This is a genomic window from Janthinobacterium breve (genome assembly GCF_051380895.1).
Lineage (GTDB): Bacteria > Pseudomonadota > Gammaproteobacteria > Burkholderiales > Burkholderiaceae_D > Janthinobacterium.
Genome location: NZ_JBNYXY010000009.1, coordinates 297,485 through 313,814 on the forward strand (window position 1 = coordinate 297,485; position 16,330 = coordinate 313,814).

The 16,330-nt window shown below is 63.6% G+C and carries 12 protein-coding genes; 8 read left to right on the top strand and 4 right to left on the bottom strand.

Going from position 1 to position 16,330, the window contains the following annotated elements; genetic code table 11:
• Positions 1-197 precede the first annotated feature (197 nt).
• Together ACQ4W0_RS19720 and ACQ4W0_RS19725 are read right to left on the bottom strand one after the other, a co-directional pair.
• Entirely contained in the window at positions 198-2,069 is a 1,872-nt protein-coding gene (locus ACQ4W0_RS19720) for a phytase (protein ID WP_436578292.1), read from the bottom strand.
• Positions 2,070-2,086: 17 nt separating this feature from the next.
• Entirely contained in the window at positions 2,087-4,624 is a 2,538-nt protein-coding gene (locus ACQ4W0_RS19725) for a TonB-dependent receptor (protein ID WP_436578293.1), read from the bottom strand.
• A 307-nt stretch (positions 4,625-4,931) separates the two neighbouring features.
• Here ACQ4W0_RS19725 and ACQ4W0_RS19730 point away from each other — a divergent pair, with 307 nt between their 5' ends.
• From ACQ4W0_RS19730 to ACQ4W0_RS19755, 6 genes are all read left to right on the top strand, one after another.
• Positions 4,932-5,834, top strand: a complete 903-nt coding sequence (locus tag ACQ4W0_RS19730; protein ID WP_436578294.1) for a GGDEF domain-containing protein — start codon at positions 4,932-4,934, stop codon at positions 5,832-5,834.
• Complete coding sequence (locus ACQ4W0_RS19735) at positions 5,834-6,859, top strand: AraC family transcriptional regulator (protein WP_436578295.1); 1,026 nt, start codon at positions 5,834-5,836, stop codon at positions 6,857-6,859. Before ACQ4W0_RS19730 ends, ACQ4W0_RS19735 begins: the two co-directional genes overlap by 1 nt.
• 241 nt (positions 6,860-7,100) lie before the next feature.
• A complete protein-coding gene (locus ACQ4W0_RS19740; protein ID WP_436578296.1) occupies positions 7,101-8,495 on the top strand; it encodes a class I SAM-dependent methyltransferase in 1,395 nt (464 codons plus the stop codon).
• Complete coding sequence (locus tag ACQ4W0_RS19745; RefSeq protein WP_436578397.1) at positions 8,495-9,838, top strand: sensor histidine kinase; 1,344 nt, start codon at positions 8,495-8,497, stop codon at positions 9,836-9,838. The genes ACQ4W0_RS19740 and ACQ4W0_RS19745 overlap by 1 nt, the downstream gene beginning before the upstream one ends.
• Position 9,839: 1 nt before the next feature.
• A complete protein-coding gene (locus ACQ4W0_RS19750) occupies positions 9,840-10,937 on the top strand; it encodes a hybrid sensor histidine kinase/response regulator (protein ID WP_436578297.1) in 1,098 nt (365 codons plus the stop codon).
• Positions 10,930-11,943, top strand: coding sequence for a response regulator (locus ACQ4W0_RS19755; RefSeq protein WP_436578298.1), 1,014 nt, complete (start codon positions 10,930-10,932; stop codon positions 11,941-11,943). Before ACQ4W0_RS19750 ends, ACQ4W0_RS19755 begins: the two co-directional genes overlap by 8 nt.
• Before the next feature lie 75 nt (positions 11,944-12,018).
• On the opposite strand, the gene ACQ4W0_RS19760 is transcribed toward ACQ4W0_RS19755, so the two are convergent.
• On the bottom strand, positions 12,019-12,546 hold the full coding sequence (locus tag ACQ4W0_RS19760; protein WP_436578299.1) for an SRPBCC family protein: 528 nt from the start codon (positions 12,544-12,546) through the stop codon (positions 12,019-12,021).
• Between the two features lie 237 nt (positions 12,547-12,783).
• Here ACQ4W0_RS19760 and ACQ4W0_RS19765 point away from each other — a divergent pair, with 237 nt between their 5' ends.
• Both ACQ4W0_RS19765 and ACQ4W0_RS19770 read left to right on the top strand, forming a co-directional pair.
• On the top strand, positions 12,784-13,569 hold the full coding sequence (locus tag ACQ4W0_RS19765) for a DNA/RNA non-specific endonuclease (RefSeq protein WP_436578300.1): 786 nt from the start codon (positions 12,784-12,786) through the stop codon (positions 13,567-13,569).
• Between the two features lie 20 nt (positions 13,570-13,589).
• The gene (locus ACQ4W0_RS19770; RefSeq protein ID WP_102122935.1) at positions 13,590-13,844 is read left to right on the top strand and encodes a nucleotidyltransferase family protein; all 255 of its coding nucleotides are present in this window, start codon (positions 13,590-13,592) and stop codon (positions 13,842-13,844) included.
• A gap of 15 nt (positions 13,845-13,859) precedes the next feature.
• On the opposite strand, the gene ACQ4W0_RS19775 is transcribed toward ACQ4W0_RS19770, so the two are convergent.
• Entirely contained in the window at positions 13,860-16,208 is a 2,349-nt protein-coding gene (locus tag ACQ4W0_RS19775; RefSeq protein WP_436578301.1) for a M28 family metallopeptidase, read from the bottom strand.
• Between the last annotated feature and the right edge of the window lie 122 nt (positions 16,209-16,330).

The window sequence follows — 16,330 nt, forward strand, 5'->3', positions numbered from 1 at the left end:
TTCAGTCTGCAATGCCACTGCATCATAATCGCGTGGGTAGGAAAAACTGCTGCCCCCTTTGGCCCGGACGCGTGGCAGGCGGCAACTGCTATGTCAGATGGGATGGGGGGCTAAACAGACACGATCATACTCGTGTGCCTCTCTGGCTCAAGCAGGCGTCACGGTGCGAACGCCGCCGCCCCCTCTCGCTGCCTCCCTTACTCCAATCCCAACGCCTTCGCCACATCCCCCCACGCCACATACTTGAAGTTCTGCGGTCCATCGGGCAGGCGCTTGTAGCCGTCCTGGATCACCAGCATGCCTTGCGCATACGCGCCGCCCAGGTTGGCGGAGGTGACGTCGAGGCCATCCGTTTCCGATGTGCCGTCTATGCCGGCCGGCAAGTTGAATCCCACCTTGAAGCGGCCGCGCACCTTGTAGGGGGCTTGTGCATCGAGCACCACATAGCTGCTGTCACCCTGGCTGGAAACGATCAGGTAGCCGGTGTCCGGCTTGGCGCCTGGCTTGCGGTAGATGGCCATGCCTTCCACGTCTGCCGTCAGGTTCGCGCCCACCGGCAAGACCATGGTGAGGGTATCCGGCTTGGCGGCGTCGGCCGAGGTGGTCCACACGCCGCGCGTTTCCTCGCCCAGGAACAAGCGGGCGTTGGCATCGTCGGCTACGCAGCCTTCCGGTTGCGTGGCGACCTTGAAGCTGCGCAAGAGGGTAGCGCTGAACTGCTTGCCGCTCAAACCGATGCTGTACTGCTGGAAGGTGCCGTCCTTGTCGTTGATGAACGCTTGCACGCCGCCGCTGGCCGGCTGGTACAGGCACATGCCGTAGATGCTTTTCAGTCCGGTCGGAAAACGGCCCGCTTCCGCCACTTCGCCGCTGGCATTGATCGTGAACAACATCATGCTGTTGTCGTCGCGCTGGGTGGCCACGGCCAGGTCGACCTTGCTGCCGCCCAACTGGATGTTCTGCCGCATATCGACGTTGTTCAGGCGGCCCACTTCCAGCAGCTGGGTCTGCTTTCCTTGCAGGTCGTAGACCAATAAACCCTGTTTTTTGTTGGTGCCCAGAATGCGCGCATTGGCCGGATCGCTGGCCAGCCAGATGGCAGGATCGTCGGCTGCATCGCCCTGGCGCGCCATCGGCGCCGTCTGCGCTTGCGGGGCGATGATGGCGACCGCAGGCGATGTTTCCGCCTTGCCACTCCATTTCAAGGGCCGCGCTTGCCAGCCGCTCTTGCCGCGCAACATCAACGAATTCCCGTCGAGTGCCAGCTGGCTATCGCCCTTGCGCACGGTCAAGGCGACAGCTTGCGGCGGCAGCGCCGTCCACTGCCCGCCCTGATGGGCGAACAGGTGCAGCTTTTCCGCCTTGCCGTCGAGCACCGCTACGCCGCCCGGCAGCACGGCCAGCGCGCCGGCGCCGCCGTCCAGCTGGCCATATGGCTTGCGCAGCGCCACCACTTCGCGGTTGCCCATGCCTTCGGACTCGGCGTCATACGCCCACACGCCCATGTTCGACTCGCTCACCAGCAGGCGCTGGGCGCCATCGTCGACGCGGCAATGTTTCGCGTGGGGTGGCAAAGCCAGTTTACGTACCAGCTGGCGCTGCTCGCCCTGCATCACCCATTGTTCCGCTTGTCCATCCTTGCCGATCAAGAACAGGTGATCGAGCTGCTGGGCGTCGCGGTACAGGCAGGACGCTTCCACGGAAAACGTCGGCACGGGAAACGGCGCCAGCTTGACCAGCTTGCCGGCCCGGACGTCCACGGAGATGGGCAGCGGGCGCTGCGTATCCGCTTCCAGGAACACGGCCAGCACGCGATTGGCGTCGATGCGCGTGTCGAGCTGCTTGGCGCGCACGGCGATGCGGTCCTGTTCCTGGCCGGCAGCGTCGAACAGGCGCAAGCCGTGCTTGTCCAGGGTCAGCCAGCCGCCGCCGGGCAGGCGCGCCAGTTCCTCGGCTTCCTGCATGACGGAAGGTAAAGTGGAAGGCAAAGCGTTGGCGGCGGCCGCCAGCGCCAGGCTGCTGAAAGCAAAGGCGGCCAGCAAAGCGCTGCAGAGTACGGTTTTTTTCATGTTATTTGCAATCATCATCAAAAGGCGCTGGCTTTCAGGCTCACCTTGAAAGTGCGGCCATATTGTTCGTTCTGCACGTTGTATTGCTTTGTGCCTTGATACACATAGTATTTCTCGTTGTTCAGATTGGCCGCCTCGAACATCACCTGGAATTGCTTGCTGATCTGGTACGACAGCGAGAAATCGAGCTGTTTCTGGCTGGCGACGATACGGTCCTGGCTTTGATCGAGGATGTCGGCGCCCATTTCCAGCAGGTAAGGCGACTTGTAGTTGAGGGCCAGGCGGGCGCTGACGGGGCCTGTTTCATAGCCCAGCATCAAGTTCATTACCTGGTTCGACTGGCCCGGCAAGCGGATGTCACGCTTGAGCTGCTTGTTCGTCGTCTTGTCGAAGCGGCCGATTTGCGCGCTCGAGGTGCTCAAGGTGCCATTCACGCCGACGAGAAACTTGTTGAATGGTGCCGGCAGCATGCGCAGCGGCTGCATGTAAGCCAGTTCGATGCCCTTCACTTTGGCCGCGTCGCCATTTGCATACGAGGTGGCCGTCGTGTAGCCTGTCCACTGGCCCGTGCCGGCCAGATTCGTCGTGTAAGTAAAATTCTTGATGTCCTTGTAGAAACCGTAGGCCGACATCACGCCGTCATTGCCCAGCACGCGCTCGATGCCCAGGTCCAGGTTGTTCGCTTTCAAGGGCTTCAAGTCCGGGTTGCCGATCACGGCTTCCGTGTTGCTGGCCAGGCTGATGCCGGGCGCCAGCTGGCTGAAGTTGGCGCGCACCACGGCTTGCGTCCACGCAGCCCGAACGCTGGTCTTTTGATCCAGGTCATAGCGGGTTTGCAGGTTCGGCAGCCAGTTGGTGTACGAGCGTTCGCGCGTCAATGCCGTGGCAATCCCGGCGCTGTCCACTTGCGAACCGGCCGCTTCGAAACTGGTACGCTCGGCGCGCACGCCGCCCAGGATGTGCCAGGCGTCGAAGTCGTAGCTGTTCTGCACATACATGGCGTTGATGTCTTCATGCATGCGGTAATCATTGATGATGGATTCCGTGGCCAGGCGCGCCTTGTCGCGGTCCAAGCCGGCGACTCTGGCGCGTATCAGAGCCGGGTCCAGCGCCACGCCGATGTTGCCCAGGTCATAGTCGAGGGTGTGGCCTTGCACGAAGTTGCTCATCGAGGTGGAACCGGCGCCCCAGTAATTGCCGCTGGTGGCCTTGCTGCTGTTATATGCCCATTGATCCGTGTCATTGCTTTTTTCGCGGCGGCTGACTTTGGCGCCGAATTTCAGGGTGGCGACGTCGAACTTGCGCGCCAGGTCGATGCGCGCGTGGTGTTCATTGTCCTTCGAATAGCGCTTTTGCAGGGTGATGGCGTTCAGCGCGTAATTGGCCGGATCGTACAGCGAGGCGGGGCCGCTCAATTTTGGCTCCTGCGTATCCGTAAAACTGATGCCGGCGAAATTGCTGATGCCGCGGAAGCGGCCGTCGTTCAGCGATTCCGGCGTGTCTTCCGTGGCGCGGCTCATGCCGCCTTTCACGTCCAGGGTCCAGTCGCCCGATTTCTGCTGCGTGCCCAGCACGAGCGAGCGCACTTGCTGTGTGTACTTGCGCTGGCGGATGCGGCGCTCGGCGCGCGCGCTGGCCGTTGCTCCTTCGGCCAGGCTGCCGCCCGCGATATTGCTGATGGTCAGGCGGTCGCGCACTTCATTGTCGGAAAATTCGCTGACGAACGAGCGCAAGAACCAGCTGTTGCCCCCTTCCGGGCGGTAATCGAGGTTGACGGCCAGGGCGCCGCGCTTGCGCACGGGCAGATAGTCGCGCAATTCCAGGCCCGATAATTTGCCCTTGCTCCAGGCGCCGCCCGTTTCGACGTCATCGGAGCCGAACGAACGCTTTTCCGCGCTCAGGCCGGCAGCCACGCCCAGCTTACCGTCGAGGAAGCGCTGGGCCCACAGGGCGCCGCCGCTGGGGCTGGTCTTGCCCGTCTTTTCATCATGGCTGGCGCCCACGTTGGCCGACAGCAGCTTGCCCGGCAAGTCGAAGGCGGACAGCGATTTGACTTCGATGGTGGCGCCCAGCGAGTTGGCGTCCATTTCCGGGAGTAAAGTCTTCGAGACTTCCAGCGTGCGGATCAGGCCGGCAGGCAGGATGTCGAGCGCCACGGCGCGGCGGCCCGCTTCCGGCGACGGCACCAGCGCGCCGTTGATGGTGACGGCGTTCAGGTCCGGGCCCAGGCCGCGCACCGTGATGTAGCGGCCTTCGCCCTGGTCGCGCTGCACCGATACGCCCGGCAAGCGGGCCAGCGCCTCGGCTGCGTTTTTATCGGGCAAGCCACCGATATCGTCGCTGCTGATGACGCTGATGATGTTGTCGGCTTTCTCTTGCGCGGCGATGGCGTTGCGCAGGCTGGCGCGCTGGCCGCTGACAACCACGGTGGCGGCCGGCTGGCCGTCCGCATCTTGCGCTTGCGCATGGCTTTGAGCGCTGAAGACGGCCATGATGGCCAGGGACAGGGCCGTCAGGCGCAGCGGGGAGGGGAAGGAAGTGTGCATGGTTTTCATGAAGAGCTCGGTTAGGGAGGAGGGAACCGGGCGGATTCTAGGCAGCAAATATGACGGTTGCGTGACAGGCAAGGGCTTGTCACCCTGAAAACAACGGCATATAAACGCTTTCCTGCCGGAAATGAGTCGTGGTGAGCTGAAATGACCTGCCAGCGCAGGGCGCATGGGGCGCGGCATGCCGTATTTGCAGGATCGTCACTAGTAATGCTGAGCCGTTTGCACCTGCCGCATGGGCGCGGCGCATGTCATCGTGCCGTCATGGGCGGGCGCTATCGTGGCGGCAGCACCACTTTTAAAGGTTTCCCACATGCTGCCGTTGCACCGTAACAGCCTGATTGCCGCCGCGCTGGCATTGCCTCTGTTCTTTTTCCTGTACGCCACACTGGGCCACGTTAAACCGTTCGCCATCTGGAAGTGGATGGATATCGTTTGCGAAGGCGGCACGGCCGTCATGGCGGGCATCTGGTTCCTGTTTACGCTCAGCAGCCGTCCGCGCGGCCGGGTGACGAGCCTGATCGCCGGCGGCCTGTGCGCCATCATGCTGGGTTCCTGGGCAGATTGCCTCGATGAATTCTTTGCCGTCGATAAGAGCGCCGTGTGGGACAACTGGCTGGAAGCCCTGATTCCGTTTGGCATGCTGGTGCTGACGATCGGCATGTATTACTGGCGCCAGGAACAGTTTCGCCTGAACGAACACCTGCAAAAGCGCGAACGCCTGTTCCGCGACCACCGCGCCTTCGACCGCATCACGCAGCTGGCCGACGCCAGCTACCTGCGCACGCAGATGCGCCTGGAACAGGAACGCCGGCCCGGCCTCGATTGCGCGCTGGTCTTGCTCGACATCGACAGCTTTCACCTGATTAACCGCGAATACGGCCACCGCGAAGGCGACCGCGTGCTGCAAGCCGTGGGTCACATGCTGCTGTTGAATTTGCGTAATGACGATTTGCTGTGCCGCTATGCGGGCGACCGCTTTGCCGTGCTGATGCCGGGCGTGTCGCGCGAGGATGCGGCCGTGAAGGCGCGCCACCTGTGCGCCATGGTGGGGCAGATGCGCCACCATGCCAACGATAACCGCGAAATCCGCCTGAGCCTGCGGCATGCCTGCTCGCTCACCGATGGCGTGCCGGAAGTGGTGTTGGCCGAGCTGAGCCGTGCCGTGGAAACGCTGCGGCCCGCTTCCGGGATCAGTTCCGCCGCACCTGCCTGATGCCGCTGAACCAGCAAGGCGACCCCAGCATCGCGGCCCATCACCAGCCGGCGCTGGTGCTCGACTATGCGCGCAGCCGCGAGCTGGCCACGGCGCCGCTGCTCAAGGGCACGGGCCTGGACGGTGGCGCGCTGCCATCCGCGGAAAGCCAGGTCAGCGCCGCGCAATACCTGCAATTGCTGGCCAATGTGGCACGCGGCCTGGACAGTGCCGACACCAGCTTCATGCTGGGCCAGCAAATGCTGCCCGGCCATTACGGCGCGGCCAGCCACGCCTTGTTGCAGGCGCAGAATTTGCGCCAGGCCTTGGGCATCCTGTGCGATTTTCATACCTTGCTGTGTCCGCTGTTGCAGCCCCGTTTGCGCGAGGCGGGCGACATGCACGTGCTGTATTGGACGGACGCGTTCGGCGCGCCGAGCCAGCTGCCTTTTCTGGTGGAAATGCACATGACGGCGTTGGCCGCCATGTGCCGCTGGCTGGCCGGCGAGGCTCTGCCGTGGCGCTTCTGCTTCAACCGCGCGCGGCCCCGCCATGTGGAGCAGCATGAAGTGCACCTGGGCCAGACGCTGCGTTTCGATTGCCAGGTCGACGCCATGCTCATCGATTCCAGCTGGCTCGACAAGCCCTGGCCGCGCGGCAATGCCACGGCGGCCGCGCTGGCCTTGCGGGCGGCGGCCCTGGCGCCCGTGCCCGCTGCCAGCCTGCTGGGCGCGCTGTACGACTATTTGCTGGCCAATATCCGCTGCGCCCCGACCCTGGAACGCACGGCGCAGGAGTTCGGCGTCAGTCCCGCCACGTTCAAGCGCCACCTGGCGCGCCATGGCACGCATTTCCAGGCCGAGCTGGACCAGGTGCGCGCGCACAAGGCCATCTACCTGTTCCAGGCGCATGGCTACGACAACGATGCCGTGGCTGCCTACCTCGGCTTTCATGATGCCACCAACTTTCGCCGCTCGTTCAAGCGCTGGACGGGGCAAACGCCGCAGCTGTTGCGTCACGCGCTGGCCTTGTTTGTTGCTGGCTGAAGACGATTTTTGGGCAACTGCCAGGCGGCGTTGCGCGCCAGCGCCACAGGCAGTCGTTCCAGAGGGAACAATTGCCCGTTCTGCTACATCCATAGTACACTCGATCAGAGAGCGAACAGACGCGCTTTGAGGCGCTCCGACACGGCGGCAGACGACCGGTGTGCCGTGCCTTAACCCAGCCTGGAAACTGGCGTCACCAGTATGGTGCGCCGGAAACCGGGCAACTTGATAATGCTCAATCGTGTATTCACAATCGCAGATCGATCCAGTCGTCAGTTTCCGTAACACCCAGGGTGAGGCGGTGCGCGGCACGATTTTCAACTTGCAGCGCAATTCGCTGGTCATGGAAATCTACAATCCCTACTCGATTGTGCAGGTCAGCGAGGTGCTCAATGACCTGACGGTGCGCATGGGGGCGAAGAACGCCTATGTGGGCAAGGCCGTCGTCATCAGCAGCGTCAACACGGGCCTGACCGCCATCGTTTCCGTGACCCTGATCGACGAGTGGCGCGAGCTGAGCGACGTGGTGGTGGTCAAGGGCGCCGTGGCGAAAGAGTCCAGCGCCTTTGTCGCCGGCTGGGGCGAGCGCTTCCGCATCCGCCGCGACTACCAGATCGTCGTCAACGAAATGCGCGCCTTCCTGTCGGAAGTGGCGCGCTGGGTCGAGCAGGTCGACTTGTCCGATTCGCTGCCCAAGGAAAACGGCCGCCTGCGCGCCGACATCTTCGATGAGCTGGCCTTGCCGCTGATGGAGCAAACCCAGCTGTACCTGCGCCAGCTGGAGGTGGAAGCTTCCCTCGTCGAGGAAGAACGGGCGCCGGCCCACCGCGCGTTCGCCCAGGCGGCCCTGCACCCGCTGATCCTGCGCGCGCCGTTCGTCTTCCGCACGTTTACCAAGCCGCTCGGCTATGCGGGCGATTACCAGATGGTCAATCAGCTACTGGACGACCCGCGCCAGGGCCCCAGCACGTATTTTCAGATCGTCAATGCGGCCTTTTTGCAGGCGGCCGTGGCCACGGCGCACCGCAACCGCATCGATATCCTGACGGAATTCCTGGCGCAAAAGGCGGCTGCGGCGCGTGTTGCCGGGCGCGTCTTCAAGGTACTCAACGTGGGTTGCGGCCCGGCCATCGAGGTGCAGCGTTTTCTCGAGACTTGCCCCGACGCGCAATGGCTGGCCTTTGAACTGGTCGACTTCAGCAGCGAGACCTTGGACTGGACGCGCGCGCGCCTGACCACCATCATGCAGCGCACGGGACGCGTGGTCGAGATCGATTACGTGCACGATTCCGTGCACAACCTGCTCAAGCGCCGTCACGGCTCGGGCGCCGCGGGCTTGCCCGGCAGTTTTGACGCCGTGTATTGCGCCGGCCTGTTCGATTACCTGTCCGACAAGGTGTGCGCGCGCCTGTTGCTGCACTTCGCCTCGCGCGTGGGGCCGGGCGGACGTTTGCTCGTCACCAATGTGCACGCCGACAATCCGGGCAAGTTCGGCATGGAGCATTTGCTGGAGTGGCATTTGATCTATCGCAATGAAGCGGGCTTGTCGGCCTTGCTGCCCGAACATGCAATGGCGCCGAAAATCTATGTCGACCCCACGGGCGTGAATGTGTTTGCGGAAGTGAGCATTCCTTGATGGATACTCCAGGCCTGCACGCCGGCTACACGGCCGTTTTGCGCGACTTCCGCCTGGAATTCAGCCGCGGCGGGGCCTACACGGGCATCGTGCTGATCCTGCTGGGCATGGGCCTCGATTCGGCCCTGTATCCCGACAAGCAGTCGGCCTTCACCGGTGCGCGCATCCTCGTGTCGGCGCTGATCTTTTGCGTCGTGCTGGCCATGCGCACGCGCTGGGCGCAAGACCGCATCCAGGGCCTGACTTTTGTGTGGCTGATCCTGCCGCAAATCATGATTGCCTGGATGATCGCCGTCACGGAAGGGGCCGCCTCGATCTATTACGTGGGCATGACCCTGGCCATCTACTCGTCGGGCATCGTGCTGGCCTTCGGCTTGTGGCAAAACATGGTCTTTGGCGCCGTCTCTTGCCTGTTGTACGTGGCCGCCTGCGCCTGGCATGCGGGCGGTTTCGACTTGCCGGGCACGTTTGTCGTCAACTGTCTGTTCCTCATCATGTCGGCCAGCATCAGTGCCGTGTTTACCTATTTCAACGAGCGCGCCCGCTTCATGCTGTTCCAGCTGAAGGCGGAAGTAGCGCAAAAGAACACGCAGCTGGAAGAAACCAACAAAAGCCTGGCCGATATCAAGGGCCAGATGCTGCAGCAAGAGAAAATGGCCGCCATCGGCACCCTGGCCGCCGGCATGCTGCATGAAGTAAACAATCCCGTGAATTTCTGCATGATGGCCATCGAGGTGGCCATCGAAGACCCGGCCGCCCAGCAAAGTGCGCTGGTGAGCGAATGCCTGGCCGACGCCAAGCAGGGCATGCTGCGCGTGCAGCACATCGTTTCCGACTTGAAGACCTTTGCCTACCGCAAGAGCGGCAACCAGCTGGAAACGGGGCACTTCCAGTTCCGCAGCGCGCTCGATGCCGCCATTCGCCTGGTGGGGCATGAAACGAAGAATGTCAGCATCAGCCACGACTTGCCGGTCGACACCCTGGTGCGCGGCGACGAGGCGGCCATCGTTGGCGTGCTGATTAACTTGCTGGGCAATGCCGTGCTGTCCATGCGCAAGGGCAATGCGCCGCCGTTCGAGATCCGCATCACGGCCCGCTGGGATGACAAGCGCCTGCGCATCAGTGTGCGCGACAACGGCCCCGGCATCGCCCCGGAAAACCTGGCGCGCGTGTTCGAGCCGTTCTTCACCACGCGCGAAGTGGGGCAGGGGCTGGGCCTGGGCCTGAGCATTAGCTATGGCGTGATCGAGCGCCACGGCGGCACCCTCAGCGCCGAAAGCGAGCTGGGCGTTTGGGCCAGCATGAATTTCGATTTGCAGCGCTCCGACTGGGAGGGCCGTTAGCATGGACAACGATAGCCGCGCCAGCGTGCTGTACGTGGATGACGAAGCGCTGGCCTGCAAGTATTTCGAGCGTGCCATCGGACCGCGCTACCGCGTGCTGACGGCGCAGAGCGTCGATGCGGCGCTCGCTGTGCTGGCAGACAATGGCGCTCAGGTCGACGTGCTCGTTACCGACTACCGCATGCCGGACCGCCTGGGCAGCGAGCTGCTGCAGGAAGTGGCGCAGCACTATCCGCACATCGTCTGCATGCTGGTGACGGCGTATGCGGACAAGGACGTGCTGCTGGAACTGATCAATGGCGGTTCGTTGTTCCGCCTGCTGGAAAAGCCGCTCGACTTGCCCGCCATGCAAACGGCGCTGCAACTGGCCGTGCAGACGGGACGCGAGCGCGCCGCGCGCCGCCAGGGGCTGGTGGCGATGGAAGAGTCGCTGGCTTTCCTCGCGCATGAATTGAACACGCCGCTGGCGGCCATCGCCAATTTTGCGCGCGGCATCGCGCGGCGCGCGCAGGCGGATTCCGCACCGCAGGCCGAGATCGGCGAAGCGGCCACCTTGATGCACGACAATGCGCGCTATTGTTTGTCCGTGCTGGCCAGCTTTGTCGACACGGTGCGCCTGGCCAGTGCCGGGCCGGGCATGCAGGGCGGACGCCGCGCCGGCAGCGCGCGCCAGTTGCTGGCCGCCTTGCTCGACAGCTACCCCTTGAGCACGGCCCAGCGCGCCGCCATCACGCTCGAGCAGGGGGAAGATTTTGCCATTGCCGAGTCGCCCAATTGCGTCGCGCTGATTCTGTCGTCCGTGCTGGCGAATGCCTTGCGCTCGGCCGGTGAACAAGCCCATCCTGCGATCGGCATCCGCATCGATGCCGGCCGCATCACGGTGCACGACAATGGCGCCGGTATCGCCCCCGAGATTGTCGCGCAGTTGTTGATCGACCCCGTCAGTGCCAGCGGCGACGAAGGCAAGGGCTGGGGCATGGTGTTTTGCCATCGCATGATGCAGTCGTTTGGCGGCAACCTCGATATCGCCACCGAGTTTGGCAGTTCCACCACGGTAACCCTGAATTTTCCAGTACATATAAGGAACGAGCATGATTGACGCCAATCTGCGTTTACCGGCTCAGCGTGAGCCGGCGCAAGGCTTGCCGACGATACTCTATGTCGATGACGAGGCCAACGCCCTCAAATATTTCCAGCGCGCCATCGCGCCGCTGGCCGACGTGCTGACGGCCACCTCGGTCGAGGAGGGCAAGCGCATCCTCGACGAGCAGGCCGACCGCATCGCCGTGCTGGTGTCGGACCAGCGCATGCCAGGCGCCTACGGCAACGAGCTGCTGTCATACGCCTGGGACCGCCATCCGCACATCGTGCGCATCCTGACCACCGCGTATTCCGAACTGGAGCACACGGTGGAAGCCGTCAACCAGGGGCAGATCCACCGCTACATCCAGAAGCCGTGGGATATCGCGGCCCTGCGCATGGAATTGAAGCAGGCGCTGGAGCTGGCGCGGCTGCGCAATGAACACGCCCAGTTGCTGCGCGAAAAGCTGATGGTGCGCCAGCGGCAAGCCGTCGCCAACCGCATCGGCACCCTGTACTCCCTGTGCGCCAGCCTGGCCGGGCCGGAACAGCAACTGCCCGTGGAAGCGTATCTGTCGGCGGCCCTGACGGCCGGCGTCACGCCGCCCGAGCCGGACTGGTTGCTGATGGATTATGCCGACCTGGTCAGTTCGGAAGCCTTCCGCGGCACCGCCTTTGCGGCCGCCGTGCGCCAGCAGCTCGACACGCTCGAGCGCGAGCATCCGGGGCGTGGCGTGGAGCAAGCGATCGACATGCTGCTGCCCGTGTTTGGCGCGGCACTGCAAAACCAGGGCGGCACGGCGCTGTTCCTCGATGGCCGGCTGCTGACGGAATTCCTGGAAACGCCCACCACCACGCCCGTCTCGTCCATCCACGCATTCTGGCTGGCCAGCTTGCTGTGGCTGGCGCGGCGCGGCTGGTCTTTGCAGCTGAGCAAGACGGAACAAGGCTTGCAAGGCAAGGTAGTGCAGGCTGAACCGGCGCTCACGCCGGACCATTTGGCCGCCTGGATCGAACAGTTCTGACGGCGCCGGCCCGCAAGGGCGGCGCCAACAGAAACAGGGCCGCGCGGGCCCTGTTTCTGTTGGCGGTGAGGGGGCTTAGTGCTCTGCCGCCGCCTTCAGGTTGTTCAAGCCTTTTTCAAAATCCTTGCCTATCATCCTGTCCATGCTGACAAACACCGTCATGACCTTGCTGACGTAAGGGCTGGGGCCCGTCATGGTCCAGTTCACCTTGGTGCTGTCGCCCTCGGGTGTCATGCTGAAGGTGGTGGTGTTATGGCTTTCGAACGGTTTCAGGAAGTCCAGCTTTATGACGGTACGCTCGGGCTGGGCCGCTTCCGTGATTTCCATGCGGCCGGCGCCCACCTTGTCATTGCCTTGCCACGCATATTGCGCGCCCAGGCCGTTGGCCGGGCCCGCAAAGGTGCGGCGCATGGCCGGATCGAGCTTTTCCCAAGGCGACCAGGCAGCCCAGTAGTGGAAATCCGTGATCAGGGCGGCGATTTTCTCGGGTGGCGCCTTGATGGTGATTTCGCGCTGGACACTGAAGGTGTCGGGCTTGGTGGTGGCATAGCCGAGGATGGCGGCGACGACGACAACGATCAGCAGCAGGGTTTTTTTGATCATATGCTCTCCAAATCTTGAATGGTCGATGCGAACAAATCAAGGCAATCTTAGCAGATATGAATGGCTGTGCGCAGCCTGTTGGCCTTTATTTGCGCCAGCTCTGCGCAGGGCCGCCTGCCCGCCCGCCTGCACGCCAGTTCGCCATCGCATACCGGCGCGCACGCCAGGTTTGTGCGGGTTTGTGGCGAGGGCCCGCGTCCGCTAGAATGCTGGCCTGCAAAGATTTCAGAGGGAAATATGATTCAACGATCGATCGCCAGACTGACTCTGGCGTGCGGCTTGCTGGCTTGCGCCTTTGCCGTGAACCTGGCGCATGCCGATGCCTGTCCTGCCCATTACGTCGATGGCCGCAAGCCGGAAATCACCAACTCCAAGCTGGACGTGGCGACGAAAGAGCTGTGCTACAACGTGTTTGGAGTCATGCACTCGGGTATTACGCGCACGCCGCTGTGGTCGGCCGAGCACTTGACCGCGAACAACCTGGAAGCGGCACAGGACTTGTCGCGCGAAAATTCCTTCCATGCAGAACGCAAGCTGCCCGCCGCCCAGCGCGCGGAGCTGGCCGATTATGCGCGCAGCGGCTTCGACCGTGGCCATATGGCGCCCAACGGCGACATGCCGGACCGCCAGAGCCAGCGCGACAGCTTTACCCTGGCCAACATGGTGCCGCAAGACTCTCGCAACAACCGCTATGTGTGGGCCGGCATCGAAGGCGCCGTGCGCAAGATGGCCAAGAAAGAGGGCGACCTGTACGTGATCACGGGACCGGCTTTTATTGGCGGCAACTTGCGCAAGGTGGGCAGGGTGATCGTGCCCAGCCATCTGTACAAGGCCGTGTACAGCCCGCGCCAGCGCTCCGGCGCCGCCTATTTCATAGAAAACGTCGATACCAAGGCATATGAAATACTGAGCATTGCGCAACTGGAAGACAGGATAGGCATCGATCTGTTACCGTCGCTGACGCGGCAGCAAAAGCTGCGCATGCTGAGTTTGCCGAAGATCAATAGCAAGTCCAAAAAATAATCCCCTTGAAAGGAAATCCCATGTGCGCAAAGAAATTCGTCCCGTATGCCAATGAAAGCGATGTGCTGGAGATCGGCGGCCTGAGCATCGAAAACCGCATCGACCGCATCAGCATCAGCGGCGACATCGACCTGACCCTGGACAAGCCGGGCCTGGCCTTGGCGAAACAGCTGCAAAAACTGCTGGGCGACGTGGTGGCGCAGCTGGAAAAGCAGGCGCTGCCCGACCAGCTGCCGCCGCCCGAGGTGACGTCGGTGGCCAATCCCTTCGAGTGACGTTGGGGCTGACGCCTATTTTGCCGGACTGGCGGCGCGATAGTAGCCTTTCCGGCTGAGTTCTTCCGGGGCATTCGCGACTTCATACGCGGTCAGGGCGATGGCGATGGCGGAATATTGCTGCGCTGAGCGAAATGGCAGCACATTCTCGTACGTGTCGAGCACCGTGTGATGCACGCGCGCATAGTCGAAATCGCCGAGCACGGTAAATTTCGGCGTCGGCACGCCATGCAGGCTGAAGACGGCGTCATCGCTGCCGGCCCGCGCGCTCATCGCCTTGCTGGCATCGCGCGGCACGTCATTGATGCTCGCGGCGAAACCGAACACGGGATGGACGTCTTGCAGGGCCTGTTCGACCCGGCCAAACACGGCTTGCCATGCCGTGGGGACCGCGATGCCGTCGATGGCGCCAGGCCGGCCGTCGCGGTTGAGCATCATGACGATATTGTTCAATTCACCCGCATGCCGCTCGGCAAAGGCAAACGAACCCTTGCGGCCGATTTCTTCCGAGCCAAAGGCTGCCAGCATGATAGTGCGGCGCGGCCTGGCATTGGACTTGGCCAGCAGGCGCATCGCTTCCAGCATGGTGGCCACGCCGCCGCCATTGTCGGCCGCGCCCGTGCCGCCATCGAAACTGTCGAGGTGGGCGCCGATCAGCACGACTTCTTCCGGCTTTTCCGTGCCGGGGATGCGGGCGACCACGTTGTGATACGTCACCGGGCCCGGATAGAACCAGTTGCGGATGTCAAACTCCAGGGTGACTGCTTCGGCGCGCGCCAAACGCTGGCGGATGTCGGCGTATTGTGGCGCGGCCAGCTTGATGTCAGGCAGGGTGGGCAGGGTCGCCCAGGTGGCGGGCGCCGCGCTGGCGGCATACAGTGGTTCTTCGCCAGACTGGATGGTGCCCAGAGCCCCGGCTTCCATCAGTACCCGGGTGATGGCCCCGGGCTTGTGGATGGCCCTGCCATCGCGCCCGCCGCCGCTGTTTTCACCGCCGATCAGTACCCATTTGTCCTTGAATTGCGCAGCGCGCTCCTGCGCTTCTTCCAGGGTGGCCGGTCCCAGGGTGGCCAGCCCTTGCTGCACGCCACGCGTGCCGGCCGAATAGGCGGGCGTCGCCATGCGCAAGGGCTGTTCCCGGGGCGCCAGCATCTTGCCCGACCAGGGGCCGCGGTTGAAGCCGACGGGCATGGCACCGGCTTCTTCCAGTTCGGCCTGCACGCCCCATTGATGCAGTTGCATGCGCGCCCATTGCGCCGCATGCGTGTAGGCATCGCTGCCGGTCATGCGGCCGCCGAAGCGGTTGCTCAGGATGTCGAGCCAGTCCATGGCGCGCGGGTCGCTGGTGCCCAGCGCCACAATGCGCCGAGCCGTGGCGTCGCTGGACGGCGACGATGTGGCCTCGATGCCGGCCTCGATGCTGGCATCTCTGCCGGACAGCGTGGCCAGGAAGGCGGGCAGCCTGTCCTGCTGGCGCGCCGCCAGCGCTGCGTCCAGCTTTGCGGAACGGTAGCGGCTATCCTGACGCAGCAGTGTGTCGTAGGCGCGCAACACGCCCTGCATGCCCGCCAGGTCGCTGGCGCTCTGCTGCCGGGCCTGGTCCGGGTGTTCGATCTGGAAGGCCATCACGCTAGCCAGGTACTGGAAGCGCAGCGCCTCGCGCGTGGCCGGCGTGGGGGCGGTGTTCAGCCAGTCATCGGGCATGCTGGCGCCAAACGTGAGGTCGGGAATGGCCTCGATCCATGCGCTGAGCCAGGCGCCATCGCGCTGTTGCAGCGCCAGCGGATCGTGCTGCGCTTGACTTGCCATCTGCACCACGCGCGCGCGTTCGGCCGGCGTCGAAGGGCCGCGTGCGGCACCGCTTGCCGTCAGTGGTGCGGCTGGCAGCGCCGGCGGCACATAGCGTTCCCTGAGCCGCGTTCCCGTCACGGGCTTGGGTTCGTTCTCATCGGTTTCGACCAGGCGTACGCCGCTCAGCACCTTGCCTTTGGCTTGCAAGGTCCAGCGTATCGTCACCTCGGTGCTCACTTCCTTGCCGTTGCGCCCCGTGCTGACGCGCTTGCCGCCATGCCGGAAGACGGTGCCGGCGGGGCCGGGCGTGCCGTTGACCGTGCGCGGCGAGGTAAGCTGGCCCCGCTCGTCGAGCCAGGATATCGTCGCGCGCAAGCTGCCCTGGTCTTCGCTGATGTCGAGTATGCCCGTGTCGATCAGGTCGACGTCGACGCCGTTCGTCGTTGTCGTGCCCGTCGCCGTCTGGAATTGCCAGTGTCCCGCAAGGGCCGGCGTCTGGGCGTACAGGGCGCCAGGCAGCGCGGCAACGGCGAGGACGCAACTGGCGTAAAGGTGGGGAGGGAGCAGATGCATGGAGATCCTTGTCATGGTTCTCACTCGGGACGAGTGGAAAAACATTATGGGGATAACTAGATTGCCAAGATGATACTTTGCGACCAAGGCGGGGATTTGCGGCTTGAAGGCGCGTTTGGCCG